The sequence below is a fragment of the Terriglobia bacterium genome, assembly GCA_020072565.1.
Taxonomy (GTDB): Bacteria; Acidobacteriota; UBA6911; order UBA6911; family UBA6911; genus JAFNAG01.
In genome coordinates, this window is the sequence record JAIQGI010000008.1 from 35,391 (window position 1) to 62,378 (window position 26,988).

Sequence of the window (26,988 nt, forward strand, 5' to 3'; positions counted from 1 at the left end):
CGCTGCTGAGCCTTCGACCCGTGTCAATCCACAGTGTTGGCATGATGGACACATGCGGTATGATGTGATGTATCAGATGTATGCCTGATCGTGCCTGAGTCATGACCATGAATGTCTTATACGTGACAGGATATCTCAGGGACGCAGATTTCCTCGAGCGCGAGCTTCGCAAGGTCGCGCCACAGATCCGTATCGAGGTGTCTCCCGGGGACGACGACGCTCTCGCGCGTCTAGCCACACCTGGCCGCTTTGACGTTGTCCTGATCGATCCTGCTCACCCCGGCAGCGAGAGCTTGAGCATCATCCCCCGCCTCCGCGAGCGGGAACTGCCTCTTCCTGTCGTGGTGATGGTCAGTGCCGCTGATGAGGATACCCCTCTCCATGTGCTGGAAGCAGGGGCGGACGATTACATCGTCAAACGGCCTCAGTTCATCAAGAGCCTGCCGTCGCTGTTGCAGCGCGCCGTCGAACGCCGCCGCACGGAAGCGAAGAGGCGCGTTCAACCGCTCAAAGTGCTATATGCGGGCAACGTGGAGATCGTGCGCCGCCACCTCTCCGGCACTTCCTTCATTGAGCTCGAGGGGGCTACTTTCAACCCGGACGGATCCTGCTGCCTGCCTTCCGATACGCCCGGCAATTTTCCCTATGATGCCGTGGTGCTGGACGATTCGGCTCCCGGGCTACGCATGATGCACGCTCTCAAGGAGACCGTCGCCGTCGCTCCCGATACTCCGGTCATCCTCCTGATTGAACCCGGCTCCGAGAATGCTGCCGTGCAGGCGATCAAACTGGGCGCGGATGATTACATAGTCAAGAGCGGCGAATACCTGCAACGCCTGGTCCCCAGTCTGGAGAACTCCATCCGCGAGCGCGACCTCTTGCGCGAAAAGTCCGTGCTGAGCTCGACGGAAGCGCGCCTGCGGCTTCTTATCGAGACGATCCCTGCCTGCGTTACCCTCCTGACGTGCGATGGGATCTTCCAGGCCGTCAACTGGATGGGGCTTTCGCACCTGGGCGCGACGCGTGTCGACCAGATTGTCGGCAAGAATCTGTTCACCTTGGTAGGGCCCAAGCATGAGGACCAGCTCCGCGCCTTTATCGGCCATGTCTGTGCAGGTAAGAGCGGCTCCATAGAGTTTGAGTGGGACGGGCTCGATGGCATCGCGCGCAGGCTCGAGCTCCGAGGGGTTCCTTTCCGCCGGGAATCCCAGACTGCGGTCCTGGGCGTCATTCACAACCTGACTCAAGATGAAGCCAAACGGTCGGGAACCGAGCGTCGAGGGGGGGAGCAGGGCGAGCCGACTTTGACAGATACGCGGTTCGTGGCGGCGGCCGGATCTGCGGAGTCGGAAGTCCCGCAGGCGCCGTCAGTGCAGCCACCGCGCGCTGCGCAAGAAAGCCGGGTGGGGCGCGGCCGGGAACACCCGTTCCCGCAGGAGCTGGAAGCACAGCGTGCCGCTTTGGAAGCAGCTCTCCGCATCGCTGAGGCCAATTGCGCCAGGCTTGAAGAGGATCTGCGCAGCAAACAACTGCAGTGGGAATCAGAGCGAACAAAGTACGAAGGGGAACGCTCCGCACTCCTGGATGCGGCACGGGCAGCGGAAAGTGAGCGCCATAGCGGACAGGCGGAATGGCATTCGGCGCGCCAGGAAATGGACTGGCAGCGAATCGCCCTGGAAGAGGCCTTGCGGGCAGCAGAAGCCGGACAGTCGCAGTTGGAGGAGGCGAATCGGAACGAGCGAACGCAATGGGAGAAGGTCCGGTGGGACCTGGAACGAAAACTCGGTGAGGCTGAGGAGCACGGAGCCGCGCTCGGCGATACGATTCGTGCACTCGAAGAACGCCAGGCCGGACTCGAAAAACAGCGCCTGAGCGAGCGTGCCGAGTTGGACAATGCGCGCCTCGAGCTGGAGCGGCACCGCGTGGCAGCGGAAGGCAAGCGTGCAGAGGCGGAAGGCCTCTCTGCCTCGCTTGCAAAGTCGCTGCATGAAACGGAGACGCGTCTCGCCGAATGTGAGAATCAGCGCCGGGCCGAACAGGCGGAATGGGAGAAGAACCGTCAGGAGCTGGAGCAGCAGCGCCGCGAGGCTGAAGAGCGAACAACCCCCCTCGAGGAGACGGTTCGCAGACTCGAAGAGCGGCATCGCATCGAGGGCGCCGAGTGGGACAATGCGCGCCTCGACCTGGAGCGCCGCCGCGAGGAAGCGGAGCGCCTGTATGCTTCGGCGGCAGAGTCGCTGCGCGCACTGGAGATGCGCCACGTCGAGTTCGAGAATCAACGCCGGGCCGAACAGACGAAATGGGAAAAGTCCCATCAGGAACTGGAGCAGCAGCTCCGTGAGGCTGACGAGCGAAGAGCTTCCCTCGAGGAGACTATTCGCCGACTCGAAGAGCAGCATCGCGTCGAGCGCGCCGACTGGGACAACGTGCGCCTTGATTTGGAGCAGCGCCTCGAACAGGCGGAAGGCAGATGCGTGGAGGCAGAAGGCCTGTGTGCCTCGCTGAAGGAAACACTGCACACACTGGAGATGCGCCTCGCCGAGTTTGAGAATCAAGACCGGGCCGGGGCGGCGGAGTGGGAGAAGACCCGTCAGCAGCTGGAGCAGCAGTGCCGTGAGGCAGATGCGCGGAGAGCTTCCCTCGAAGAGACTGTTCGCGGACTCGAAGAGCGGCATCGAGCTGAGCAGGCCGAGTGGGACAATGTGCGCCTCGACCTGGAGCGCCGCCGTGCGGAGGCGGAGGGCCTGTATGCTTCGGTGGCCGAGTCGCTGCGCGCACTTGAGAAAAGGCACGCTGAGTTCGAGGATCAAGGCCGGGCCGGGCAGGCGGAAAGGGAGAAGATCATCCAGGAGCTGGAGCAGCAGCGCCGCGAGGCTGAAGAGCGTCGCGCTTCGCTCGAAGAGACTATTCGCGGACTCGAAGAGCAGCATCGCGCCGAGCATGCCGCGTGGGACCATGCGCGCGTCGAGCTGGAGCAGCAACGCGAGCAGACGGAGGGCAGGTGTGCGGATGCGGAAGGCACCTCTGCCTTGCTGGCAGGGTCGCTGCACGCACTGGAAATGCGTCACACCACGTTCGAAAATCAGCGCAGGGTCGAGCAGGCAGAATGGGAGAAGGCCCGCCGGGAGCTGGAGCAGCAGCGCCGTGAAGCCGAAGAGCGACGCGCCTCGCTTGAAGAGACGATCCGCGGACTCGAAGAGCAGCATCGCGTCGAGCATGCCGCGTGGGACAATGCGCGCGTCGAGCTGGAGCGGCAACGCGAGCAGACGCAGAGCAAGTGTGCGGAGGCGGAAGGCGTATCTGCCGCGCTGGCAGAATCGCTGCACGCACTGGAAACGCGCCTCACCGACTTCGAAAATCAGCGCGGGCTTGAGCAGGCAGAATGGGAGAAGACCCGTCAGGAACTGGGGCAGCAGTGCCGTGATGCGGAAGAACGACGGCGTTCCCTTGAGGAGGTCATTCGCGGACTCGAAGCTCGTCAGGTCGCGCAGGCGGACGGGGACGAAACACGGCGGGATTTGGAACGAAAACTCCGGGAGGCTGAGGAACGCGCGGCTGCGCTCGGGAATACCATTCGTGGACTCGAAGAACGCCAGACCGGACTCGAAGAACGTCGCCGGATTGAGCGAGCCGAATGGGAGAAAACACGTGTCGAACTGGAGCGATGCCGCGAGGAAGCCGAAGGCAAGCGTGCGGAGGCTGAAGGCCTGTGTGCTTCGCTGGCAGAATCGCTGTACGCGCTGGAGATGCGCCACGCCGAGTTCGAGAATCAGGGCCGGACCGGCCAGGCGGAATGGGAACAGACCCGTCAGGAGCTGGAGCAGCAGCGTCAGAGGCAGCAATCCAGAGTTGTGGAGCTCGAAGATGCTCTCGCCGCCGCGGAAGAGCGTGCCCGCCTTCTAAAGGAAGAGCACAAGGTCGTACAAGCCGACTGGGGGGTGACGCGCCAGGACCTGGAACGGCGCCTGGCATCGCTCGAGGAGGTGCTGCATAGACTTCAGGCACGGCACGGCGAGATTCTGGCACAGGCGCAGGTCGAGCGGGCAGGCTGGGAGGCGGCGCGACAGGAGTTGGTGCGCCGGCACGAAGCAGCAGAGACAACACGAGCCGCCTTGGCAAAGGACCTTCATGCAGTGCAGGCACGCCTGGCGGAACTCGAGGATCTCAAACATGTCGAAACGTCAGCCTGGGACAAAGAGCGCCAGGAACTGAAGCGGCAGCAACGCGAGATTGAGACGAAGATCGTGATGTTGGAGAAAGCACTGGCTGTGTCGGAAGAAAGCCTGACCCGATTTCTCGCGGAGCAGCAGTCGGAACGGGCCGATCGCGCGAAGTTGCAGGAGGAACTGGAGCATCAGCGTGCCGCGCGGGTGGCCATGGAAGATACGCTGCGCGCCTCCGAAGCCCGGCAGATTGGGCTTCTGGACGAGCAGCGCGCGGAACAGGCGGAGTGGCAGACCATGCGCGAAGAACTGGATCGCCAGAGGACCGCACGGCTGGCGCTCGAAGACGCACTCCGGGCCGCGGAAGCACGGCTGGCCAGGCTGGCGGAGGAACAACAGCCCGGGCGGGCGGAAATTGAGGCGTTGCGCCAGGAGCTCGAGGGGCAACGTGCAGCACGCCTGGCGCTCGAACGCGCGCTTCGGGCTGCGGAAGCCCGGCAACGGACGGAGCCGGTCACAGATCTAGCCACCGCGGCGGCACAGACCCTCTCCGAACTGGTGCAGCCTGTAACCGACTGCGGCAAGATGCTCATGGAATGCCTGGACCAGAACGACCCGCGCCGCATGCGCGCCCTGCGCCTTGTGGAGATCGCAAACCAGGCGGGCAAACTCGCACGCCGCTTGCTGAATCTCGGCTCCCCGCAGGAGGCGCTCGACCTCAACCTGGCGGTGACACAGATGACAGGGACGTTACGCCGCCAGGCCGGCGAAAGTGTTGAGCTGCTCACGATCCTGTCTCCACGTCTGCCGCGTATCCTCGCCCCCAGGGCTCTGGTCGAGCAGCTGCTCATTGGGATGGTGAAGCAGGCGCGCGATTCGTTGCCGTTAGGGGGCACGGTCATGGTGGAAACCGCACTCTCCGCTTCTGACGCGGCTCCCGGAACCGGACTCCTTATTCTGTTGGCCGTTACAGCTTCGGGAAGCAGCGTTCAACCTCTTGCGGAAACTTCGGCGTTGGAGCCGCTGGTCGCCGCATGCGGAGGTAAGCTGAGTACCGCCGGCGACTCCGAGACCAGCGCCTCCATCGAGATTTCTCTGCCATCGGAACCTAAATAAGACCGCAAGAACCTCCACTCCTGACATGCGCGTGCTTTGACAATCCCCAGCGGCGGTCTTGAAGTGTCTTTTTTCTTTCACGTCCAGTACCCGGCAAAGCCTCTCAGATGCCGTCAGACCACAATATCCGGTTTGACTTTTGGTTCTGGCTTTCATATTCCCCGCTTACTTCTGGTACAGTTGTCTGAGCGCTGCCCTCGGTCGGGGCTTCCTGCCGGCGGCAAACGTTTCCAAGAGGAGTGTCGATGATCGGACAACACAGCCTGCTCACAGCCGATGATCTGTACATGTTCAACGAAGGCACGCACTACCGGCTTTACAACAAGCTCGGTTCTCATCTGTGCCGGCTCGGTGGCGTGGAGGGGAGTTATTTTGCGGTATGGGCTCCAAATGCGCAGTATGTGTCGGTCGTCGGTGACTTCAACGGTTGGGATCGGACTTCCGTTCCACTCTCCCACCAAGGGCATTCGGGGATCTGGGAGGCCTTTGTCCCTGGAGTGAACAAAGGGACGCTCTACAAATATCGCATCGAGTCTCGCTACCACCTCTACCGTGTAAACAAGGCCGACCCTTTCGCCAACGCGACCGAAATGCCGCCCGGGACCGCCTCGGTGGTATGGGATTTGACATATTCCTGGAACGACGCGGATTGGATGGCGAACCGGGGCGCCAAGCAGGCGCTCGACCGCCCCTTCTCCATTTATGAAGTCCATCTCGGCTCCTGGCGGCGCAGCATCGAAGAGCAGCACCGATCGCTGTCCTATCGGGAGCTTGCACTGGATCTCGTCGAGTATGTGAAGAAAATGGGATTCACCCATGTGGAGCTGCTTCCGGTGATGGAACATCCCTTTTACGGCTCATGGGGTTATCAAACCACATCCTATTTCGCCCCGACGCGGCGATACGGGGAGCCCCAGGACCTGATGTGGCTGATCGACTGTCTGCACCAGAACAATATCGGAGTCATCATGGATTGGGTACCGTCCCATTTCCCCTCAGACGAGCACGGGCTGGCCTATTTCGACGGGACGCATCTCTACGAGCATTCCGATCCACGTCAGGGTATACACCGGGACTGGAATACGTTCGTCTTCAACTACGGCCGCAATGAGGTGTGCAGTTTCCTCATCAGCAGCGCTCTTTTCTGGCTCGACAAGTATCATGTGGACGCGCTTCGCGTGGATGCGGTTGCTTCGATGCTTTACCTCGATTACTCAAGACAGCCAGGCGAGTGGATCGCCAACGAGTTCGGAGGCCGGGAGAATCTTGAAGCGATCCGGTTTCTGCGCACCCTGAATGAACAGATCTACAAGAACTACCCTGACGTTCAGACCATCGCCGAGGAATCAACCGCGTGGACCATGGTTTCGAGGCCGACCTATGTCGGGGGTCTGGGATTTGGCCTCAAATGGGACATGGGCTGGATGCACGATACGCTGGACTACATGTCCCGCGATTCCGTCTTCCGCCGCTATCACCACGATCAGCTGACATTTCGCGGGATTTACGCCTTCAGCGAGAATTTCGTCCTGCCGCTCTCCCATGACGAAGTGGTGCACGGCAAGGGGTCACTGCTCGCCAAGATGCCCGGTGACGACTGGCGCAAGTTCGCGAACCTGCGCCTTTTGCTGGCGTACATGTACGCACAACCCGGTAAGAAGCTTCTTTTTATGGGGGCGGAATTCGCGCAGCGGGATGAATGGGGACACGACCGGAGCCTGGATTGGCACCTTCTGCAGTATCCTCCGCATCTTGGGGTGCAGAAATGCGTTGCTGATCTTAATCAACTCTATCGGAGCGAGCCCGCCCTTTTCAGGCTCGACAGCCATCCCGACGGGTTCGAATGGATCGATTGCCACGATGCCGATAAGAGCGTGCTCATTTTTTTGCGCAAAGCAGCTGAGAGCCGCACGATCATGGTGGTCTGCAACTTCACTCCCGTGCCGTGGCAGGACTACCGGGTCGGCGCACCGCACCCGGGATTCTGGCGTGAGATCATGAACAGCGATGCGGCCATCTATGGCGGAAGTGGGCATGGCAATCTTGGAGGCCAAACGACCACATCCACCATCGCGCATGGCCGGCCGCAGAGTCTCCTGCTCACTCTCCCGCCCCTCGCCGCAATCTTTCTCCGTCACGAAGGCTGACAGCGACAGAGTGATGGGTGATGAGTGAAAGACTTCGGTCCCCTCACCCCTCAATCACGACTCAAATTCTTGAGGTCACGGGGGCGGGTTGCGGTAAGATACCTGCCACAAGCAACTTTCATCCGGAGGTAAGTGCTATGAGAGGATGCATGCTCCTTTTGGCCGGTCTTTCTCTGACGGTCCTGATATCTGCCTGCAAGCCCGGGGTAGAGCCTGCCGACATGGTTTTGCACAACGGCAGGGTCGTAACCGTCGATCCGGCAAGGCCCGAGGCGCGCGCGATCGCAATCCGCGGGGGCATTATTGCCGCCGTTGGAACTGAGGAAGAGATACTCCCCTATATTGGCCCGGCAACGGAAAAAATCGACCTCGCCGGCATGCTGGCGATCCCGGGTTTGATCGAAAGCCACGGTCACTTCACGAGCTTGGGCGAAACCAAGATGGAGCTGGATCTCACGCGCGCTGCAAACTGGGATGAGATCGTTGCCATGGTAGCCGACGCTGCCAAGCAAGCGAAGCCGGGCGCATACATCCTGGGACGGGGTTGGCACCAAGAGAAATGGGATAAGACACCGTCGCCCAATGTGGAAAAATTTCCCGTCCACGATGCGCTCAGCAAGGTTTCGCCCGACAATCCGGTGCTCCTGGTTCACGCCAGCGGGCACGCCACCTTAGCCAACGCCAAGGCCATGGAACTTGCGGGCATCACCCGGCGCACTCCCAACCCTCCGGGCGGCGATATCCTTCATGATGCCAGAGGAAATCCCGTCGGTGTTTTCCGCGAGAGGGCCGCAGGGCTGCTGGAAAAGACACTGGAGGAGGCGCGCAGCAAACGCACTCCGGCGGAAGTCGAAGCCGAAGCCCGTAAGGTGGTGGAGTTCGCCAGTCAGGATTGCCTGTCCAAGGGGATCACCACATTCTATGATGCCGGCCAGTCTTTCCAGACCATCGATCTGTACAGGAAACTCGCGGACGAGGGGAACCTCCGCCTGAGACTCTGGGTGATGATTCAAGAAGATAACAAGAGCCTCGAGCTGAACCTCGCGAAGTACAAGCTCATCGACTACGGTGACAAGCGCCTCACCGTGCGCTCGATCAAGCGCCTCATGGATGGCGCACTTGGGTCGCGCACGGCCTGGTTGCTCGAACCCTATGCGGATCTCCCTTCCAGCACCGGCCTGAACACCTACACGGCCGAGAATCTCACCGAGACCGCCCGCCTGGCGATCGAAAACGGCCTTCAACTCTGCACCCACGCCATCGGCGATCGCGCCAACCGTGAAGCCCTGAACGTATACGAAGCGGCCTTCAAGGCTCATCCGGACAGGAAGGATCTGCGCTGGCGCATCGAGCATGCCCAGCATCTGAACGCCGCCGACATCCCGCGGTTCGGAGCTCTGGGAGTGATCGCGGCCATGCAGGCCATCCACTGCACTTCCGATGCACCTTACGTCCTGGCCCGCCTCGGCGCCAAACGCGCGGGGGAAGGAGCCTATGTCTGGCAGAAGCTCATGAAATCAGGTGCGGTTGTCAGCAACGGGACCGATGCTCCGGTGGAGGATGTGAACCCGATTGCATGCTACTATGCGTCAGTCTCACGCAAACTCAAAGATGGGACCGTGTTTTATCCGGATCAGCGCATGAGCAGGGAAGAGGCGCTGAAATCCTACACTCTGAACGCGGCATATTCCGGGTTCGAGGAGAACAGCAAGGGCTCGCTGACCCCTGGAAAACTGGCGGACATCACCGTTCTCTCCAAAGACATCCTGACCCTGCCTGAGGATGAAATCCCTACGACCGTCGTGAAGTACACGATCGTGGGAGGTAAAGTCATGTTTCAGAAATAACCCTTCAAACCACGAAACACACGAAACGGCCGAAACCGCTTTCGTGTGTTTCGTTGCCCTATTTTGCCGCTCGAGCTTTCACCTCAAACGAATCAAGGACCTTCCCGTCCAGATCGACGGCTTCGAACTGTGCGGTTGTTCCCTTGACATGGACACGCACATAGTTGTCCGCCACGACGCCTTTCACCATGGTCTCGGGCGTGGGGCTCAGATTATAGAGGGGTGCGCCTCCACCACCGCTCACCACGTAGTCGATCCCGGCATGCACGTGATGTTGATAGTTGTGGTCATGGCCGCCGAATACGGCCGCTGCTCTGCCTTTCAACAACACCGGCTCCAGCACTGCAGCCAGCCTGGCCGAGGCCGCCTTGCGATCCGCGACGCCTGAAAATACCGGGTGGTGCAACCACACGAAAACGAGCGGGTTGCTGTTGCGGGCGAGGTCACCCTGCAGCCAGTCCAATTGTTCCTGGCGAAACGCGGTGCGTTCCTGTGAGTTCTTCCCGATTTCGTTGGAATCGATTGCCGCAAAGTGGGTGCCTCCCCAATCGAAAGAATAATGGTGCCCGTCGTCGTTGGAAAATGCGAAGTACTTGAAGAAGACCGGCGTGTTTTGTTCGTGATTTCCGGGCGTTGGGTAAAACGGGATATTGCGCAGGAGGTCCTTTTCAATTTCGAAAAACGTGTCCCAGAGCCCGGCTTGATTTCCGTTGTCAACCAGATCGCCGGTGTGCACTACAAAGGCCGGCTGATCCTTAATGATCTTCGCCACGATCTTCCTGTGAACTTCATGGCCCGTCCGCGTGTCTCCGAAGATGACGAAATCGAAGGGAGTCTCATTCGACGACGGAGCGGTGCAGAACGTTCCCGAGGCATCGGTCCCGTACGGGCTCAAACTGTACTGGTAGCGGGTGCCGGGCTCGAGCTTTGTCAGCTCCAGCTGATGATAGATCTCCTCGCTGATGGGAACCTGCGGACCGCCGCTCTCCTTGCTATATTGCCCTGCGGACTTCCGGGTTACCCATGTCAGCGTGGCCCGATCCTTCTGCACGTTTTGAACCAAAGGGCCCTTGATCAGGTCTTCCGCAGGGGATTGGGCTCCACTGCGCGCCCCCGTAAAAACGAAGCCCGCGAGCAACAAAGCCGGCGCCGCGGCCAGCGCGAATTTCGACTGCGATTTTTTCATGATTGGCGACACCCCCATGTACAAGGCGAAGCGAAAAGGAAGGGAAAACATAGCGCAAATCCACCTCCTTGTCGATCCTGCGCTTCCGGCTTGCTTGCGTGAGAATGCAGGCCGGGTGGCCGTAGTTCGCGATCGCGGCTGGCCGCTATCGGCTCCAATCCGGCCTTGGGTCAAACAGACCAAGCGGGACGAATCCCCGGCCCTGTCGTCGAGCCTATCTTGGGGCTGGAAGGAACAACGAAAGGGGTATAGCATAGAAACAAACAACCTGTGGGTCGACATGGGTGCTTTTCCTCCTTCCGGTCTCGCTGCCGGTGATGCTTCTCTTACGTACAGGTTCGCCAGAAGGCGGCGCGCGGGCGCGCCAGGGCTGTCGTGTCGACCGAATTCAAGCGGCTGTATAGCCGGGGAGAGATAGCATGGCAAAACGGTTTCGGGTGAGCGACACGTTCCGCCTGGACAAGCGCGTTGATCTCGAAAACCCCTACGGGCGTCCGGAGAAGTATCCCTCCGATACCAGATGCCCGGAGTGCGGGCTCCTGTTCCATGAGGGGGTCTGGAAATGGAAAGCTCCTGATGCCGGGCACGCCGGGCAGACGAAACTCTGCCCTGCATGCCTTCAGATTCGGGGCGGCCATGCCGGCGGCGTGGTTGAACTGGGCGGGAGCTTCACCGTGAGCCACCGGCAAGAGTTGCTGAATCGCATCCGCAACGTGGGGAAGAACACCTTGGGCGAACGTCCTCTGGAACGCATCATCAGCATCAAGGAGGGCAAGAGCCGAATTGTCGTGTCCGCAACCACCGAGCACCTGATCGCCAGAATCGGCAAGGCGATCCAGCGGGATTTCGGGGGCACTCTGGACTTGAAGTATGCGCCCGAGGACAAGTTCGCGACCGCGCGCTGGCATCGTGATGTCTGAGCAACGCGGCCCGCGCCAGCAGGAAACCTGCCATTGAGAGCAGCTGATCCGGGGCATTTGTGGGACCTGCCCGGGCTCCCGGCCCGGCAGAGAAGATATTTATACCTGGAGTATCCGCACTCCCAAACTCGCACTTGAGTAAGAGTAGCCGGTGGGTAATACTAAATTTCAGAGTTCTGTTTGAGAGTTTTTCCTGCAGGCGCGATTGTTCCTCTGCGCCGCCGACAGAGCGGGCCATTTTAATGGTCTGAGCAAACACTTTTTTAAGATTGGAATTCTCATGTCAAATGGAATATCCAGGCGAGTTGCCAAGAGTCGGCCCGTGCGATGTCCCCTGAGCCCGGCTTTGTCTGTTTCCATTTCCCTCAGTGAGGCCGCCTCATGACGCGCCCCCGTATCCTTCTGGCCGACGATCATCGTCTGATGCTCGAAGGCTTGCAACGCCTGCTGCAAGGCCAGAGCGAGGTCGTGGGTGCTGTTGAAGATGGTCGGGCGGCCGTACGGGCCGCGCAGGATCTTAAGCCGGACCTCATCCTGCTGGACATCTCGATGCCCATCATGAACGGTCTGGAGGCGGCACGCCAACTGAGGTCTCTGGTGCCTGAATCCAAGATCATCTTTCTGACCATGCACGCGGACCCGATGTATGCGATCGAAGCGTTCCATGCCGGCGGAGCCGGCTATGTCCTGAAGCGTTCGGCGGCTACGGAGTTGATCCAGGCGATTCAGGTGGTTCTCAAAGGCCGGCATTACGTTACTCCGATCGTTGTCAAGGACATGCTGCGCTCCCTGGTCAACGGAACAGTCAAGCCCGAGATTTCCGATGCGCTTTCAGCTCAGGAAAGGGCGGTCTTGCGTCTGATGGCGGAGGGAAAGTCGGCGATTGAAATCGCGGAGGCGCTGGATATCACGGTCAAGGCCGCCGTCTGGAACATCTCAAAAATCATCGAGTTTCTTGACCTGTGCCGGGAGCAGTAACAGCATACCCATTCATGGAGGACCTGGTGAAAAAGGATGTGATTGATCTGCGCAGCGACACGTTGAGCATGCCTACGGAAGAGATGATTCGCAGCATAATGAGCGCGAAACTCGGCGACGATTCCCGGGACGGTGATCCGACCGTTCTTGAATTGGAGGCCCTCGCCGCCGGCATGCTGGGAAAGGAAGCTGCGCTTCTGACGGTCAGCGGCACCATGTCCAACCTGATTGCGATGCGCACGCACACCGAGCCCGGAGGGGCGGCCGTTGTCGAGCAGAGTGCGCACCTCTACGGATTGGAATTCGGAGGCATCGCGGCCGCATGCGGGCTGCTGGTCCTTCCCGTCCCCGGGCGGCTGGGCGCCATGCTGCCGGAGCCGCTGCGGCTTGCCGCTCGCCGTGCGGGTGCCGGTTTTCCATCCCGCGGATTGGTCTGCCTGGAGAACACCCACAATACCGCAGGCGGCACGGTCATCTCACCCGAGCACACCGACGTCTGCTGCGAGATCGCTCACGCGCACGGCCTGCCGGTGCATCTCGATGGCGCGCGCATATTCAACGCGGCGGTCGCGCTCCAGATCGACGCGCGCGCGCTCACGCGGTCGGTGGACTCGGTCAGCTTTTGCCTGTCGAAAGGACTCTCTGCGCCGGTCGGGTCCTTGCTTGCCGGGAGCCGGCCCTTCGTCGAACGCGCGCGCAAAATCCGGCGCGCCCTCGGCGGAGCGATGCGCCAGGCCGGCATCATTGCCGCACCGGGCCTCGTTGCCCTGCGCACCATGGTCGCCAGGCTGGCCGAGGACCATGAGAACGCGCGCATCCTGGCCGGTGGTCTTGCCTCCATTCCGGGGCTCTCGATCAATCTGGAAGCCGTCCAAACCGATATCGTCAACGTCGATGTAAGGGGTCTCAGCATGGATGCTGCAACCTTCGCCCGCCATCTCGATGTGCGCGGCATCAGAGGACTGCCGGGCATGGAGACGATCATACGTTTTGTGACCTATCGCGGCATTACGCGGTCGGATGTTGAACGCGCCGTCGCCGTCATAGGCGAGCTGGTTTCGCAACGGCCCTGGGCAAATGAGCAGAGGGAAATCAGAAGGATCTGACCGCACCCCCTGTTCCGAAAACAGACAAATCGGTATCGGAATCGCAATCGCCATCGCAATCGCCATCGCAATCGGAACTCTTAGCCGGCAAAAGCCGATAGCGACCTCGATAGCGATTGCGATCCCGATGCCGATTCCGACGTTCACCAACCGGATAACATGAGCTTTTCATGCGTCGCAGGGTGCGCCCCGGCGCATGACAGGCTGCTTCGAAAACACTAATGAAAAGCAGGAGACTGACGCGGAGGGCGCGGATGGGCGCAAAGCGCGCAGAGGGTTCGAAACGGAGGCGATCGAGGCGTTGCGTGCTCCGCTACCGCTCTGCGTGGAGCCGCGGAGGCCCGTGGCAGTGTATGTGTGCCTGGGGGCTATTATGAATTTTGCTTGCTTTTTCCCGCGATTTCTGCGATCTCTGCGGCAGGATTTGGGAATATTGAGATTGAGCATGAAGATACCTGCATTTACGTTGCGAGGATTCAAACGGCCGCGCGAGGTTGTGGGCGTGGCGCTTGGCAAGCTCGAGCGCGAGGTCATGAACCTGACCTGGCAGCGCGGCGAAATCAGCGTGCGCGATGTTTTTCAGGCTTTTGAGGAGCGCATCGCCTATACAACGCTGATGACCACGCTGCACCGCCTTTACCGGAAAGGGGTGCTCGACCGGCGCAAACAAGGGCGCGCGTTCATCTACACGCCACGAGTCTCACCTCTCGAATTCGAGCAGGGTATTGCGAGGGATCTGATCGCGGGGCTGATCGGTCGCGCGGAAGATGGCGTCGAGCCTTTGCTGGCTTGCATCGTGGACGCGGTGAGCGAGCACGACCGCACCTTTCTGGACGCGCTCGACCGCCTCATCAGGGAAAAGAAGGAAGAGTTGCGGCGCAGCCACTGAGGGACACATGTACGAGATGCTGGGCATTTGCCTGTCGCTTGCAGGAGTGCTGGTGCTCACCAGCCTCGCCTCGGCGCTGGCAGTCGTGCTTTGGCGACTGAGCTCGCGGGCCGCGGAAACCTGGAAGGCCTCGACCCGCGCACAATTCCTGTTCCTCTTGCGTATCGGTCCCTCCCTCGCGGCGCTCCTTTGTGTCGGCGGCATCTTCATACCGGCATACCTGGCCAATGAACCTCGGCATACCGGAGAGATTGTCACTGCAAAGCTTGGCCTGGTGGCTGCAGTATCGCTCTACGGGATCGGCTGCACGCTCTGGCGCGCATGTGCGACGTATATCGCAACCCGCCGGCTGGTTCGAGACTGGATGCGGCATGCCGAGCCCGTTCGGATCGAGGAGGTTGCTATCCCTGTTTTCCGCCTTCAGCACCAATTCCCTCTCATTGCGATCGTGGGTGTGTGGCGACCGAAGTTGTTTATCGCCGACCAGATATTTTGCTCGCTCAATGGAGAAGAAATCTCAGCGGCGATAGCGCATGAAGAGGCGCATCTGGGTGCGTGGGACAATGTCAAACGAGGCTTGCTGCGGGCGTGTCGGAATTATCTGACCGCTGTTCCCTTGGGACGGTGTCTCGACCGCGCGTGGTTTGGGGCAGCCGAACTGGCTGCTGATGAGCATGCGGCCAGGAGTGGACCGTCTGTGGCACTCGATCTCGCTTCGGCCCTGGTAAAAGTTGCGCGCCTGGTGCCCAGAGGCTCCTCGCCCGTCATGCTTGCGGGCGCGGCTCTCATTGCGCAAGATTCAGGCAATATCCGTTCGCGAGTGCTGCGTCTGACTCATCTGGCCGCCCACCCCAATTGCCTGACGAGAACGGGAAATCATGGCCCCAACCTCGCCATCGGCGCCGGCCTCTCCGGACTCTTGCTCGCTGCCGTCCTCATGGTTTCCAGTCCCAGCTTCCTGGCCGCAATTCACGCTGTGATGGAATGTGTCGTTTCCGCCCTTCAATAATCAGCTGCAGTACTTCCCTGGCCTCCAAGTCGCGACATAGGGCCGGGTTTTTTCCCATGAATCGGTCCTGTGACTTCTGAGCCGGCTTGCCTGGCCGTGCCTTTCAATTACGAACGCTGGTAGTAGTTCACGTGACCCTCTAACATCGCGGTTGATCTGATGTCGGCGATGAGGGGCAATCTCGTGAGGATGCCCCTGCCCTATTTGGCGTGCCAGCGTGCTTACGGAGGACTCAGATGTACCGCATCGAAAACCCACGATTCAAAAAATCATCAAATGCGCATTACTTTCCCTTTCTTGCCGGCGTTGTTCTAGTCATCCTGTGCGTCGGCCCTGGCAGTCTATGGTCCATGCCCCAACGAGGGACTGATAAACCGGCGCAGGGGCAGGGGACTACCGGCCAGCAGAAGCCTGCCGGCCAAGTTCAAGGCGCGAATGAGGTCGTTGTAGTCACGGCGCCACGCATCGAAATCCCCCTTAACGAAACACCCGCAGCCACAACCGTGATACCTGCGGAGATTCTGAAAGGCATGCCGCGCGGGATTGCGGCCGAGGAAGCGCTCAAGACTGTTCCAGGGGTCAAAGTCGACAACCAGGCGGACGGCGAGCGTGTGCACCTGTCCATCCGTGGGCAGGGGCTACTGACCGAACGAGGCATCCGCGGCATCAAGGTCCTCCTTGATGGCCTGCCACTCAATGATCCGACCGGATTTGCACCGGACCTTTTCGATGTCGACTGGTCCGCGGTCCAGCATATTGGGATCTTCAGGGGACCCGCGTCGGCATTGTACGGCGGCGGCGCCGCCGGGGGCGTGATCGATATCGCAACGCGCGACGGCGGCACGAAGCCTGTTTCCGGCGATGGATCGTTCACCTACGGAACTTATGATTTCTACAAGGTGTTTTCGGAGGTGGGGGGCACCAAAGGCGACATGAATTACCGGATCTCCGCTTCAAATACCGCAGGAGACGGCTATCGGGTGCACACGGCCTTTCGGGCCCTTAACCTCTACAGCAAGTTCAGCTGGAAACTCGGCAAGTCCGGGCGCCTGACGGCAATTGTCGGAGGCACCAATTTCTTCAATGAGAATGCCGAAGGACTGAATCTCGCCCAACTGGACAACCCGCGGCAGCCAAATCCGGATGCCCTGACCTTTAACGAGTACCAGCGCACGCGCCGAGTTACCACAGGCCTTACGGGTCAGTTCCAGGTTGCCGGCAATCAGGATTTGTCCTTCAGCGTTTATTATCGCAACACGGCCTGGCGCGAGTCAGTCCCTTCTTCTGTCCAGCACCGTACCTACAACACACCTGGCGCTATCATTCAGTATACGATCCACAGCGGTCAAGGTGATCTGAAGAACCACTTCACACTCGGATCCGACATGGATTGGCAGACGATTTGGGACTACCGCAATATCAACCTCGGCGGGGCGCTCGAAGGGGCAAAGGCTTCAGATGGCGACATCTACCAGCGTGGTGTCGGTATCTATGCCCTGGACCGCATCGAATTCGGCCCCAAGGTGAACCTGCTGTTCGACGTGCGCGGCGACCTCATTCACAATGATCTGACCGACAATATGAAAACAGGCGGTGTCGATCTTTCGGGATCCGCCGATTTTAAAAAGGCCACGGGGCGCGTCGGCCTCTCCTGGAATCCCAAGTCGAGCGTGGGCCTGTATACGAGTTTTGGGCAAGGCTTTCTGCCGCCTGCCACCGAGGAATTGGCGAACAATCCCGCTCATCTGGGCGGATTCAACACCAATCTGGTACCGGCCACCTCCTTGGGAGAGGAGATCGGCATTCGCGGCAATGCCACGAAGCGTTTTTACTATGATGTGGCTTTCTTCCATCTGGGCACCAAGCACGATTTCGGCCGCTATCGCATAGCCAGCCGCCCGCTGGAAACCTTCTACCAGAATGCGGGCAATAGTCGCAGGTACGGCCTGGAGACGGCTGCCTCGTGGTATCCGATGGATTCGCTGGTCGTGCGGCTCAATTACACGTACTCCGATTTCAAATATGAAAGCGCGCAGGCCCAGCTCGGCAATACTTTGTCTACCTTCTACAATGTCTGGATGCCGAACTCTCCGCGCAACCAGGCTTACGTGGACGTGGAATATACCTACCGTTCCCGGCTGTTTGTCGGGTTTGGGGAAGACATGGTGAGCCGCGCCTATGTGGATCCGTCCAACGTGGGCTATGCATGGGGTTATGCACTCTTCAATCCGAGGCTGGGATTTCGCTGGAACAGCGACAAGGTGAGCGGCGAGATCATGGTCTCTGCCCGCAATGCCTTTAGGAAGTATTATATCGCCTTTACTGAGCCGGATATGGATGGCAACTCCTATCAGCCGGGGCCGAAGGACGAAGTGTTCTTCAGCGCCCGTTTCTACCTGGGAGGAAAGCCCGCCGGCTTCTGAGGTGTGAAAGTCCCCCTGCTCGAGACATGACCGCGAAATCCACGAAGAACACGAAAACCGGCGTGTGATTCGTGGATTTCGTGGTTTTTCTTCTTGTACTGCCGTCCCCACCCGGCTACAAATACCCCGGACCTCATAACGGGAAAGGAAAGAACCATGGCTATTATCCTGGATGGATCCTCATTGACCATCGAAAAGCTCGTCCGCACCGCGAGATATGGCGAAGAGGTCGAACTGGACCAGGCTGCTGTGGAGCGCATCAAGGTCTGCCGGGCGATGCTCGAGGATAAGATTCGTGCCCACGAAATCATGTACGGAGTCAACACCGGCATCGGCGAGTTTTCCGAAGTGGTCTTGAACGACGACCAGGTGCAGCAGTTCCAGAAGTACCTGATTTACAACCATGCCGCCGGCATCGGGGAACCGGCGCCCATCGAATATGTGCGTGGGGCCATGGCCGGCAGGATCAACGTGCATGCTCACGGCAATTCAGGCGGCCGCCCGGAAATCACGATGACGTTGGTGCAGATGCTCAACCGGGGTGTGACGCCGGTAGTCTGCCAAAAAGGCTCGGTCGGAGCCTGTGGAGATCTTGCGCCCATGGCACAGCTGGCGCTGCTGATGATGGGCGAGGGCGAGGCATTCTACCGGGGCGAGCGTCTGCCGGGACGGGCGGCCCTCGAACGCGCCGGCATCGCCGTTCCGGGGCTGCAGGCGCGGGACGGCCTCGCTACCATCAACGGCTCCAACCTGCTGACCGCGATGAGCGCCATTCATCTGTACGACATCAACCGCTGGCTGAAGCAGGCGGAGATCGCATGCTCGATGACGCTGGAAGCGCTCATCGCCAACCTGAAGCCCTACGATGTGAGGCTGCATCAATTGCGCGGCTTCCCCGGGGCGGTGCGAAGTGCCAGGGCCATCATGAAGTGCATCCAGGAAAGCGACCTGCTGGCGGGCAGGATCAAGACCAAGGTCCAGGATGCCTACTCCATGAGATCGACCCCCCAGGTGATAGGGGCGGCGCACGATGCTGTTGCCTATGCGGTCAAGCAGGTCGAGATCGAGCTCAACGGCGTGGGCGACAATCCGATTTTTCTGCCCGAGGCAAAGCTTACCCTGACTGGGGCCAATTTCCAGGGCACACCGGTTTCACTCCCCATGGATCTGATCGGGGCTGCCGTGACCATGGTCTGTGTGCTCTCGGAACGGCGTCTGAACCGTCTCACCAACCCGGCGCTGAGCGTAGGCTTGCCGGCATTCCTTTCCAAAGGTGCAGGGATGTTCTCCGGCTATATGCTCAGTCAGTACACGGCCGACTCACTCATCGTCGAGCAGCGCATTCTCTCCGCGCCCGCTTCCATCTGTTCGATCCCTGCGGCTGCCGACCAGGAGGATTTCGTCTCCATGGGCATGAACACGGCAATAAAAAACGCCCAGATCCTGGACAATGCGTACGGCGTGCTCGGGATCGAGTTCATGGCTGCCTCCCAGGCGCTGGACTTCCGCGAATTCACGCCGGGGCGCGGTGTCAGGAAGGCTCTGGAGATCGTGCGCCGGCATGTTCCCCACCTCGAGGAAGACCGGCCGCTGTTCCCGGACCACAACACCATGAAAGAACTGGTCAAGTACTGCGAGATCCTGGAGCAGGTTGAAAAGGAAGTCGGCTCTCTGGAATAGTGCCGCCCTGGGTAGGTAACCGCGAAAAACATGAAGACGGTCCTCGTGTTTTTCGTGGTGGTTTCCCGCGGACTATGTTTGACCGATCAGCTTTTCCGCCTCTTCACTGAACACCCGCCTTCGAGTTGTCCTCGAGGTGGGCTGCTGCGAGGTCTTTGTATGGCACAGCGGGGACGGATCGGACTGAGGTTCTGGATGCTGCGCGCCGTCGCGGAGTGCACGCGGGCCGCCCGCGACTTTGATGCGGGCGCCGTTCATGACCTGCGTGTCGCGCTGCGCCGCTGCCGCTCCATGGCCGATGGATTCATGACATTTGATCCCCACCCCGGTTGGAGAGAAATGAAGAAGGAGGGCAAGCGGCTCTTCAACCGGCTGGGAGACTTGCGTGACACTCATGTGATGATCGACTGGGTGCAACGTCTCGGCGCCGCCGGGGATGCGGCCGCCGCCATGCTCACCGGCTATTTGACGACCCAGGAGCAGCGCCTGAGAGAACTTGCACTCGACGCCCTTCAGGAATTCGACGCCAGGAAATGGCTGTCGTGGAGCAGCCAGTTGAGCGTCCGGGCAGCACGTATTCCGGCAGCGAGCCTTGCTTTTAAGCACTTGGCGCTTGAACGCTGGCAGGAGGCCCATGAACTTCATCGCCTGGCTCTGCGCAACCGGAGCCAGGTCGCCTTCCACAGGCTTCGAATCGGGCTGAAGAGGTTCCGTTACACCGTCGAGAACTTTCTGCCGAACCGCCAGAATGAATGGGATGCAGACCTGAGAGATCTCCAGGATCTGCTGGGTGAAACCCACGATCTCTACGTTCTCTGGCGCACGGCACTGAAAATCGGAGCGCTCAAAGACAGCGAGGTGCGCCAACGCTGGCGCGATCGGATCGTCCAGGAGCGGGGCCAGCGCCTGACTCTCTATCGCCAGAAGATGTGCGGCCGGGGATCGTTGTGGTGGGCTTGGCGGGCCGGGCTGCCGGCCGGAGGTGATGTAACTCTATCCGCCATGGCCGGAATCGAGCAATGGGCGGCCTATCGCGATCCCGATATCACGCATGCGCGACATGTTGCCATGCTGGCATTGCAGCTGTTCGCAGGGCTGGCAGGCGATATGCTCCCTGGCGGGATGAGCGCAGAGGTTGCCCGCTCCATCCTGCAGGCGGCGGCGCTCATGCATGACGTCGGTCGCGCCCAGGCCACCAGGAAACATCACCGGATCTCCGGCCGCATGATTCGCAAGCTCGATCCACCGCTCGGAATGGATCCGAAATATTTCCCATTGGCGGCTCTGGTGGCCCGCTATCACCGCGGCGCCCTTCCTCGACTCGCCCACAAACGTCTGGCCGGGCTCCCGGACGAGCAGCGCAGGTTGGTCATGTTCCTGGCCGGAATCCTGCGCCTTGCGAACGCCTTTGACCTGGCTCACGACCGGCGCATCCGCCATTTGGAAACACAGCGAAGCTCCGAAGTGCTCCTGATCCGTGCACACGGCTACTCCGCGCGCGATCCGCTCGCTCCGAAGCTGGCCTGCGCCAGACACCTCCTGGAAGTGGTCTGCGGCATGCCCGTGTGGTTCGACGAAGGAGCGGCGTCCGGTTAGATCCCGAAGCGCATCTGTCGTATGACCAGATCGCACAAGGCTTGCATAGCGCGGCGGATCGGGCAATACTCAAGCCGCCGGCCGAGTATCTGCCGAACGCCCACTTAGCGAGGCGGAGCCGTCGGGGGAATCATTGCCGGCAAGGAGATAGCCTGTGCTGAAGCGACGATGGCTTTTGTTTTTCCTGGGTCTTGGTCTGCTTTCCTTCAAGGTCCTGGCGGGAGTGAGTTCCCCGCATGCGCGCGCCTCGGAACCACCCAGCCGTCAAATAATCCTGGCGCCGTATGTTCCGACTCCTCAGGATGTAGTGGAGAGGATGCTGAAGCTCGCGGAGGTAAAAGCCGGCGACACCGTCTACGATATCGGCTGCGGTGACGGCCGGATTGTCATCACGGCAGCCAAGGAATATGGCGCGCACGCAGTGGGCATCGATATTGACCCGCAGCGCATTCGCGAGTCGAAGGCGAACGCCAAGAAGGCTGGAGTGGAAGAGCTGGTCCAGTTCATCCAGCAGGACGCGACGACGGCGGACTACTCCAAGGCTACCGTGGTCACGCTTTACCTTCTGCCCTTGTCGAACACGCGCCTGCGGCCGATCCTGACCAAGCAGCTCAAACCCGGTGCGCGCATCGTCTCACACATGTTCGACATGGATGACTGGGAGCCGCTCAAGGTCGACCAATTCAAGGATCGCTCGGGCAGGGACCGGACGTTGTATCTTTGGAAGGCCGACGGTAAGATCCGAAACTAGCCTGCTGAGGAATTCGGCGGCCGGCACTGCAATATGCGATTCGACTCGTCTCGATCCGCCCTGAACAATGCCATCCGCATCCGTGCCTGCCGCGGAATCCCTGGGGCGTGTTTTCAGGCGGCTCGGGACGGTCTCGACAAAACCGAACGCTGCGCGGCGGACCGGATATCCTTGAGCAGCGCAGAGATCTCGTTCGAGGATTGAGTCAGATTCTGCTGGATAACGTCCGTCGTTTGACCGAGCCGTTTCAGAGCGTCATTGATGACCACTTCAGCCTTGGCTTTCTGTTCGCTGCCGAGCCGCACGAGCTCATGCACAAGCCGGTCGACTTCTTCCGTCCGCTTCCGGAGCGTCGACAATGCGCTCTGAAGGTCGCCGAGTGTTTTGCTTACCTTGGCGCCTGCCTCGCCTAGAAAGCTGCGGGCCCCCGCCGCAGATTTGGCGTACCGCAGCCAGACCAGCGCTGCAGCCGCGGTACCTCCCGTTGCCAGACAGATCGCTTTCTGCTTCCTTGAAACCATACGCATCTTCCTTTCCTTTTACCCACTCACTACATATTATAGACCCCGCCCGAACGCAGTGGGAGAATCCCGGTACCGGCAAGAGCGGGGATGAATGGCAGTGGCAGGCCTTACTGTTCACGTTGAGATTTAGGAGACGCGATGATTTCAGTGAATAAGGGTGCGGCTTTCTCGGGTCAGGTGGCCAGGAAGATCGGTCCGTTTACCGCCACCAGCATCGTTGTGGCCAACATGATCGGTGCCGGCATTTTCACCACCTCGGGGATCGTGGCCGCACAGGTCCCCGGAGCCGGATGGGTCCTGGGCTGCTGGATCTTCGGCGGATTCATCGCTCTTTCGGGCGCTCTTTGTTATGCCGAGTTGGCAACGCGGATGCCCGAAGAGGGGGGCGAATATGTCTATCTCAAAAAGTTGTACCACCCGGCGCTGGGATTTCTGACCGGCTGGACCAGCTTTCTAGCCGGTTTTTCTGCGCCCATCGCCGCTTCCGCCCTCGGTTTCTCGGCGTATGTTTTCAGCGGGGCCCAAAGTCGGCTGCCTGCGCTGTCGGACGCGGAATTGTCGCTCATCAAAAAGGGGAGCGCCATCCTCATCATCCTGGCGCTCACGGGTGTGCACTATCTCGGTGTTCGCTTCGGATCAGCCGTTCAGAATGTGCTGACGAGCCTCAAAATCGCCATCGTCCTCGGCCTCGCCTCTTTTGGATTGATCATGGTGTGGTCGCATGGGCCGGCGTTGACTCTCAGCAACGGCGACCCGCCCGGCGGAATCGCATTCGGGACGGCGATGATGCTGGTGATGTTCGCCTACAGCGGATGGAACGCCAGTGCCTACATCGCCGGCGAGCTGAAGGAGCCGCGGCGATCCTTGCCCCTTTCTCTGCTGGTCGGCACGGGGATCGTGATTGTTCTGTACCTTGCGGTCAACCTCTTTATTCTGCAGTCGGTGCCCTATCAGGAGCTGAAGGGCATGGAAGAAGTCGTTAAGGAAGCCTCCGTCAGGGCCTTCGGGAGTTGGGCGGGCAACATTTTGGGGCTGCTCGTGGGCCTGGCACTCCTTTCCTCCTTGAGCGCCTATATCATCCTCGGGCCGCGTGTCTATTACGCGATGGCCCAGGATCGGCTCTTCCTGCCGCTGGCTGCCAAGGTGCATCCGCGCTATGGCGTGCCCGGCATTTCCATTCTGATACAGGGACTGATCGCCATTTTCATGGTGGTCACCGGGACTCTCGAGCAGATCATGTATTACGTCGGCTTCGCCCTGGGTGTGTTCCCCTGGCTGGCGGTCGTGGGCCTTTTCCTGGCGCGAAAGAAAGGCATCGGAGATACATCGGCCGCAAGAGTGTGGGGATATCCGGTAGTTCCCGTGTTCTACTTGATCAGCAGCCTGGGGCTCATGATCGTTGCTTTTACCAACCGGCCCTTCGCGTCAACGGTGGCACTGATCACCATAGCTTTGGGTGTCCCCTGCTATTACCTCTGGGTGAAGGGAATCAAGGCCGAATAACGATCCGCGCCGGCAATCCATGGTGTTTTCGATCGTCAATCCGCATGTAACAGGGTATTCATCAACTGCGTGGCCGCTACGATTTCGGGCGCTCCTTCATCGGCCGTGGCCCATTGGGTGCGAAACAGCCTGAGCTCATCCCGTGCTTCCACCTTTCTCCCGATTCTGAGCAGCAGCCGGGCCAGATGAAAGTGCGTGAGCGCGAATTGGGGGTTGTAGGAGAGCGCGTTCCGGTAGGATTGTTCGGCATTTTGTGGGGAACTCAGCTTTTCGTAAATCTGGCCGACGCTGTCCATCATGAACGCATAATCGTAGGGCGTGCTCCAGTAGCCGAGTTTCTCCTTCACATACTCCAGATCGCTGATGGCTTGGAGAGCCTCATCCCGCTTCCCTTCGTCGGACCTGACACTGGCAAGGAGATGCAGGTAGTGCTTGTAGATGGGCTTGAAGTTCCGATCGTTGATGGAACTGGCATCCAGCATCCGGCGCAGGCGGGCCAGCGCCGCCTGGGCGCCAGGCATGTTCCTGCGCGCAAGCTCGATCAGCCCCTTGAGCCACACGAGTTCGTCGTTCGGCGGGTCGCTGCTCAATCCGTCGTCGAGCAGCAGAAGCCCCTGTTCACAGGCCTGCAGTGCGGGAGCCAGTTCGCCCATGCGATAGCGGAAGAACGACTGGACGGCGAGGAAGCGGGCCCTTTCCACCGGGTCGGCGAAATTCTGGCTCAGCAGCACATCGAGCTTTTTCTGCGCAGCGCGGTTGCGGCCGCGCAGGATGTCCAGGAAGACCAGGGTGCGCTTGACGTAGTACAGGCTTGATCCGATCTTCTCCGCTTCCTTCGCGGCCTTATTCTTCATTTCCTCGGCCTTGTCGTAGTTACCTGCCATCATATAGACATCGCCGAGACTGTCGTAGGCATTGATGCCGGGATCGATCTTGAGATATTGGGTCAAAGCCTGGAGTGCGCGCGCATGGTCCCCTTTCCACGAATAGCACAATCCCAAATGGTTATAGGCCTTGAAGTAGGTGTCATCGAGAGCCAGCGCCTCCAAGTACTTGTTGATTGCCTCCTCGACGTCGGCAGTGTGGAAGTAGGATTCCGCCAGCTCGTATCTGTATTCCACCCGGTGCGGCTGGCGGCCGACGAGCTTTTCCAGCTCCGCGCGCTCCTCGAAGATTTTGCCGGAAACCCGAGCGAGCAGGGCGTCGATGCGCAGCCGATCCAGGTCCGTCAGGGAGCCGGACTGCTCGCGGGCAGCCTGGATTTCCCACTGAGCCGTATTCCACTGATTCTGGAACACTCGCACCTCGGCAAGGCCCAGGCGCGCCAGGGCAAAGGTAGGATCGATCCCGAGCGCTGCGCGGAACTCATTCTCCGCCGATGCCGGATCGAGATGGTCCCATGCCAGCGCCCCTTTCCAATAGTGGCGCAGGGCGTCGAGCATGTGTGAGAGCAGCAGCACGGCCGGCCGGTAGTTTTGCGGGTTAGCCTCTATCCCGGCTTCCAACCGGGCGTCATAGGATTTCAGGATTTGCCCGACCAGGTCATCTACTCCCTTGGTGATCAGCGGGTCGACACCCCGATAGCGGTTGGTGAAAGATTCGGACCGGCCGCGGTTCGTGAGGTTCACTCGCAGCTCAATCGCTCCCATGGATTGGCGGATCTCGCCCGACACCGAAAGAGCAGGATCGCGAACCGACTCGGACCGGGTCAAAAACTTCTGCACGACTCCAGGGCTGCCGCGTTTCTCGGGCTGCCCCTTGAGCGCGGCTTTCTCCAGCCTCAGCACCTGCTCGAACTCGCGCTGATCGTAGACCGAAATCTCCTCAAACTGGGAGAGGGTCCTCTTAACGGCAAATTCGACCAGGCCGGGACTCAGCAGTTCGGGATCGACCCGGAACTCCTTGATTACGATGCACGGGAAGTAGTTGGTGTTGACAGTAAACAGCAGGTATCCGGCCGTCGCCGCGAGCACGGCCGCCCCCGTCCAGAAGGCTACGCGCAGGGCGCGCCGCGGCTTGCGCGGTGCCGCCAGCCCGACCTCGGATTGCCCGACCGACGGGTCCCCGGCGTGCGTGCGCGGGACATCCGCACGCTTGGGCGCTGCTGCCACACTCGCGGTGAAGATTCCGGAGTCCCTCTCGAGCTTCAGGTTTCTGAGATCGGAGCGCAGGCCGGCCGCACTCTGATAACGTGCCTCGAGCGCTTTTTCCAACGCCTTCTGGATCACCCCCTCCAATGCGGGAGGCAGGGCCGGATTCCAGACACGTGGGGCGATCGGGGTACGATTCAGAATCGCCTCGAAGATGACGCCGCACGTCGGACCCTCGAACGGTGGACGCCCCGCTGCCATTTCGTAGAGCACGACGCCCAGCGAGAAGAGATCACTGCGCGCGTCGGTCTCCTCCCCGCGCACTTGTTCCGGAGACATATAGGCTGCGGTCCCGACCGGCATTCCGGGTGTGGTCAAAAGCGCTTCTTCAGGCTGTGGCGTGCGTTCCGGTGCCGCCCCTGTGCGATGTTGATCGGGCATGCCTACCTTGGCGAGGCCGAAATCCAAAACCTTGACCTGTCCCTGGGCGGTCACGAAGATATTGGCCGGCTTGATATCCCGATGGACGATCCCTTTGGCGTGAGCGGCGTTCAGGGCGTCGGCGATCTGAATCCCGATCTCGAGGATGGAGTCGACGCCCAGCGGTTCTCCCGCGATGATGTGATCGAGCGAACGGCCCTCGAGGAGCTCCATGACCATGAAGGGATAGCCCCCCTCATCACAGATGTCGTAGAGCGTGCAGATGTGCGGGTGATTCAAGGCCGACACGGCGAGAGCCTCGCGCTGAAAGCGCTTCAGCGCCTGCTCGTCTCCCGCAAGCTCTTTGGGCAGAAACTTGCATGCGACGGTTCGCCCGAGCCTGATGTCTTCGGCCCGGTAGACGACGCCCATGCCGCCGCCTCCCAGCTTCTCGACGATTCTGTAATGAGAGATGGTCTTGCCTATCACGCTCTCCCTCCGGACGTTCCGGCGAGAACGATCTTACGGTTACAGGCCCCTGAAAACAATGGGAAAGCGCCCTGCCGGCACATCCTCAGAATTCTGTAATCTTCGGCGGGCTGGTGATCCGGGTCTTGCATCCGCGTCCCAAAAATACGTG

Annotated in this window: 16 protein-coding genes; 13 read left to right on the plus strand and 3 right to left on the minus strand. The window is 60.3% G+C overall.

The window, feature by feature from the left end:
- Positions 1–107 precede the first annotated feature (107 nt).
- The 3 genes from LAP85_06735 (at position 108) to LAP85_06745 (ending at position 9,273) form a co-directional block, all read left to right on the plus strand.
- Entirely contained in the window at positions 108–5,279 is a 5,172-nt protein-coding gene (locus LAP85_06735; protein ID MBZ5496082.1) for a response regulator, read from the plus strand.
- A 245-nt stretch (positions 5,280–5,524) separates the two neighbouring features.
- Positions 5,525–7,426 carry a 1,4-alpha-glucan branching protein GlgB gene (gene glgB / locus LAP85_06740; GenBank protein ID MBZ5496083.1) on the plus strand — a complete coding sequence of 634 codons (1,902 nt, stop codon included), beginning with the start codon at positions 5,525–5,527 and terminating at the stop codon, positions 7,424–7,426.
- 149 nt (positions 7,427–7,575) lie between these two features.
- On the plus strand, positions 7,576–9,273 hold the full coding sequence (locus LAP85_06745; protein MBZ5496084.1) for an amidohydrolase: 1,698 nt from the start codon (positions 7,576–7,578) through the stop codon (positions 9,271–9,273).
- A gap of 58 nt (positions 9,274–9,331) precedes the next feature.
- On the opposite strand, the gene LAP85_06750 is transcribed toward LAP85_06745, so the two are convergent.
- Positions 9,332–10,510 (minus strand): metallophosphoesterase, encoded by a 1,179-nt coding sequence (locus LAP85_06750; GenBank protein ID MBZ5496085.1) that lies wholly within the window; start codon positions 10,508–10,510, stop codon positions 9,332–9,334.
- A gap of 368 nt (positions 10,511–10,878) precedes the next feature.
- Here LAP85_06750 and LAP85_06755 point away from each other — a divergent pair, with 368 nt between their 5' ends.
- The 9 genes from LAP85_06755 (at position 10,879) to LAP85_06795 (ending at position 21,811) form a co-directional block, all read left to right on the plus strand.
- Positions 10,879–11,379: an ATPase gene (locus tag LAP85_06755; protein ID MBZ5496086.1), complete on the plus strand. Its 501-nt coding sequence runs from the start codon at positions 10,879–10,881 to the stop codon at positions 11,377–11,379.
- A 381-nt stretch (positions 11,380–11,760) separates the two neighbouring features.
- A complete protein-coding gene (locus LAP85_06760; protein ID MBZ5496087.1) occupies positions 11,761–12,357 on the plus strand; it encodes a response regulator transcription factor in 597 nt (198 codons plus the stop codon).
- Positions 12,358–12,371: 14 nt separating this feature from the next.
- On the plus strand, positions 12,372–13,463 hold the full coding sequence (locus tag LAP85_06765; GenBank protein MBZ5496088.1) for a hypothetical protein: 1,092 nt from the start codon (positions 12,372–12,374) through the stop codon (positions 13,461–13,463).
- Between the two features lie 445 nt (positions 13,464–13,908).
- Positions 13,909–14,352, plus strand: coding sequence for a BlaI/MecI/CopY family transcriptional regulator (locus tag LAP85_06770; protein MBZ5496089.1), 444 nt, complete (start codon positions 13,909–13,911; stop codon positions 14,350–14,352).
- A gap of 7 nt (positions 14,353–14,359) precedes the next feature.
- Positions 14,360–15,361, plus strand: a complete 1,002-nt coding sequence (locus LAP85_06775) for a M56 family metallopeptidase (GenBank protein MBZ5496090.1) — start codon at positions 14,360–14,362, stop codon at positions 15,359–15,361.
- 236 nt (positions 15,362–15,597) lie between these two features.
- Positions 15,598–17,784, plus strand: a complete 2,187-nt coding sequence (locus LAP85_06780; GenBank protein MBZ5496091.1) for a TonB-dependent receptor — start codon at positions 15,598–15,600, stop codon at positions 17,782–17,784.
- Between the two features lie 156 nt (positions 17,785–17,940).
- Positions 17,941–19,464 (plus strand): aromatic amino acid ammonia-lyase, encoded by a 1,524-nt coding sequence (locus LAP85_06785; protein MBZ5496092.1) that lies wholly within the window; start codon positions 17,941–17,943, stop codon positions 19,462–19,464.
- A 159-nt stretch (positions 19,465–19,623) separates the two neighbouring features.
- On the plus strand, positions 19,624–21,060 hold the full coding sequence (locus LAP85_06790; GenBank protein ID MBZ5496093.1) for a CHAD domain-containing protein: 1,437 nt from the start codon (positions 19,624–19,626) through the stop codon (positions 21,058–21,060).
- A gap of 316 nt (positions 21,061–21,376) precedes the next feature.
- A complete protein-coding gene (locus tag LAP85_06795; GenBank protein ID MBZ5496094.1) occupies positions 21,377–21,811 on the plus strand; it encodes a methyltransferase domain-containing protein in 435 nt (144 codons plus the stop codon).
- A gap of 113 nt (positions 21,812–21,924) precedes the next feature.
- On the opposite strand, the gene LAP85_06800 is transcribed toward LAP85_06795, so the two are convergent.
- On the minus strand, positions 21,925–22,332 hold the full coding sequence (locus LAP85_06800; GenBank protein MBZ5496095.1) for a hypothetical protein: 408 nt from the start codon (positions 22,330–22,332) through the stop codon (positions 21,925–21,927).
- A 141-nt stretch (positions 22,333–22,473) separates the two neighbouring features.
- On the opposite strand from LAP85_06800, the gene LAP85_06805 reads away from it, so the two are divergent.
- The gene (locus LAP85_06805; GenBank protein MBZ5496096.1) at positions 22,474–23,838 is read left to right on the plus strand and encodes an amino acid permease; all 1,365 of its coding nucleotides are present in this window, start codon (positions 22,474–22,476) and stop codon (positions 23,836–23,838) included.
- 35 nt (positions 23,839–23,873) lie between these two features.
- Here LAP85_06805 and LAP85_06810 read toward each other — a convergent pair whose 3' ends face one another.
- On the minus strand, positions 23,874–26,837 hold the full coding sequence (locus tag LAP85_06810; GenBank protein ID MBZ5496097.1) for a protein kinase: 2,964 nt from the start codon (positions 26,835–26,837) through the stop codon (positions 23,874–23,876).
- Positions 26,838–26,988: the final 151 nt, after the last annotated feature.

Bases quoted from the DNA above. Each gene is read 5' to 3' on its own strand.
- glgB (MBZ5496083.1), top strand. From the start codon at position 5,525: ATGATCGGACAACACAGCCTGCTCACAGCCGATGATCTGTACATGTTC.
- LAP85_06775 (MBZ5496090.1), top strand. From the start codon at position 14,360: ATGTACGAGATGCTGGGCATTTGCCTGTCGCTTGCAGGAGTGCTGGTG.
- LAP85_06745 (MBZ5496084.1), top strand. From the start codon at position 7,576: ATGCTCCTTTTGGCCGGTCTTTCTCTGACGGTCCTGATATCTGCCTGC.
- LAP85_06760 (MBZ5496087.1), top strand. From the start codon at position 11,761: ATGACGCGCCCCCGTATCCTTCTGGCCGACGATCATCGTCTGATGCTC.
- LAP85_06770 (MBZ5496089.1), top strand. From the start codon at position 13,909: ATGAAGATACCTGCATTTACGTTGCGAGGATTCAAACGGCCGCGCGAG.
- LAP85_06795 (MBZ5496094.1), top strand. From the start codon at position 21,377: ATGCTGAAGCTCGCGGAGGTAAAAGCCGGCGACACCGTCTACGATATC.
- LAP85_06750 (MBZ5496085.1), bottom strand. From the start codon at position 10,510: ATGTTTTCCCTTCCTTTTCGCTTCGCCTTGTACATGGGGGTGTCGCCA.
- LAP85_06765 (MBZ5496088.1), top strand. From the start codon at position 12,372: ATGGAGGACCTGGTGAAAAAGGATGTGATTGATCTGCGCAGCGACACG.
- LAP85_06735 (MBZ5496082.1), top strand. From the start codon at position 108: ATGAATGTCTTATACGTGACAGGATATCTCAGGGACGCAGATTTCCTC.
- LAP85_06800 (MBZ5496095.1), bottom strand. From the start codon at position 22,332: ATGGTTTCAAGGAAGCAGAAAGCGATCTGTCTGGCAACGGGAGGTACC.
- LAP85_06805 (MBZ5496096.1), top strand. From the start codon at position 22,474: ATGATTTCAGTGAATAAGGGTGCGGCTTTCTCGGGTCAGGTGGCCAGG.
- LAP85_06780 (MBZ5496091.1), top strand. From the start codon at position 15,598: ATGTACCGCATCGAAAACCCACGATTCAAAAAATCATCAAATGCGCAT.
- LAP85_06790 (MBZ5496093.1), top strand. From the start codon at position 19,624: ATGGCACAGCGGGGACGGATCGGACTGAGGTTCTGGATGCTGCGCGCC.
- LAP85_06785 (MBZ5496092.1), top strand. From the start codon at position 17,941: ATGGCTATTATCCTGGATGGATCCTCATTGACCATCGAAAAGCTCGTC.
- LAP85_06755 (MBZ5496086.1), top strand. From the start codon at position 10,879: ATGGCAAAACGGTTTCGGGTGAGCGACACGTTCCGCCTGGACAAGCGC.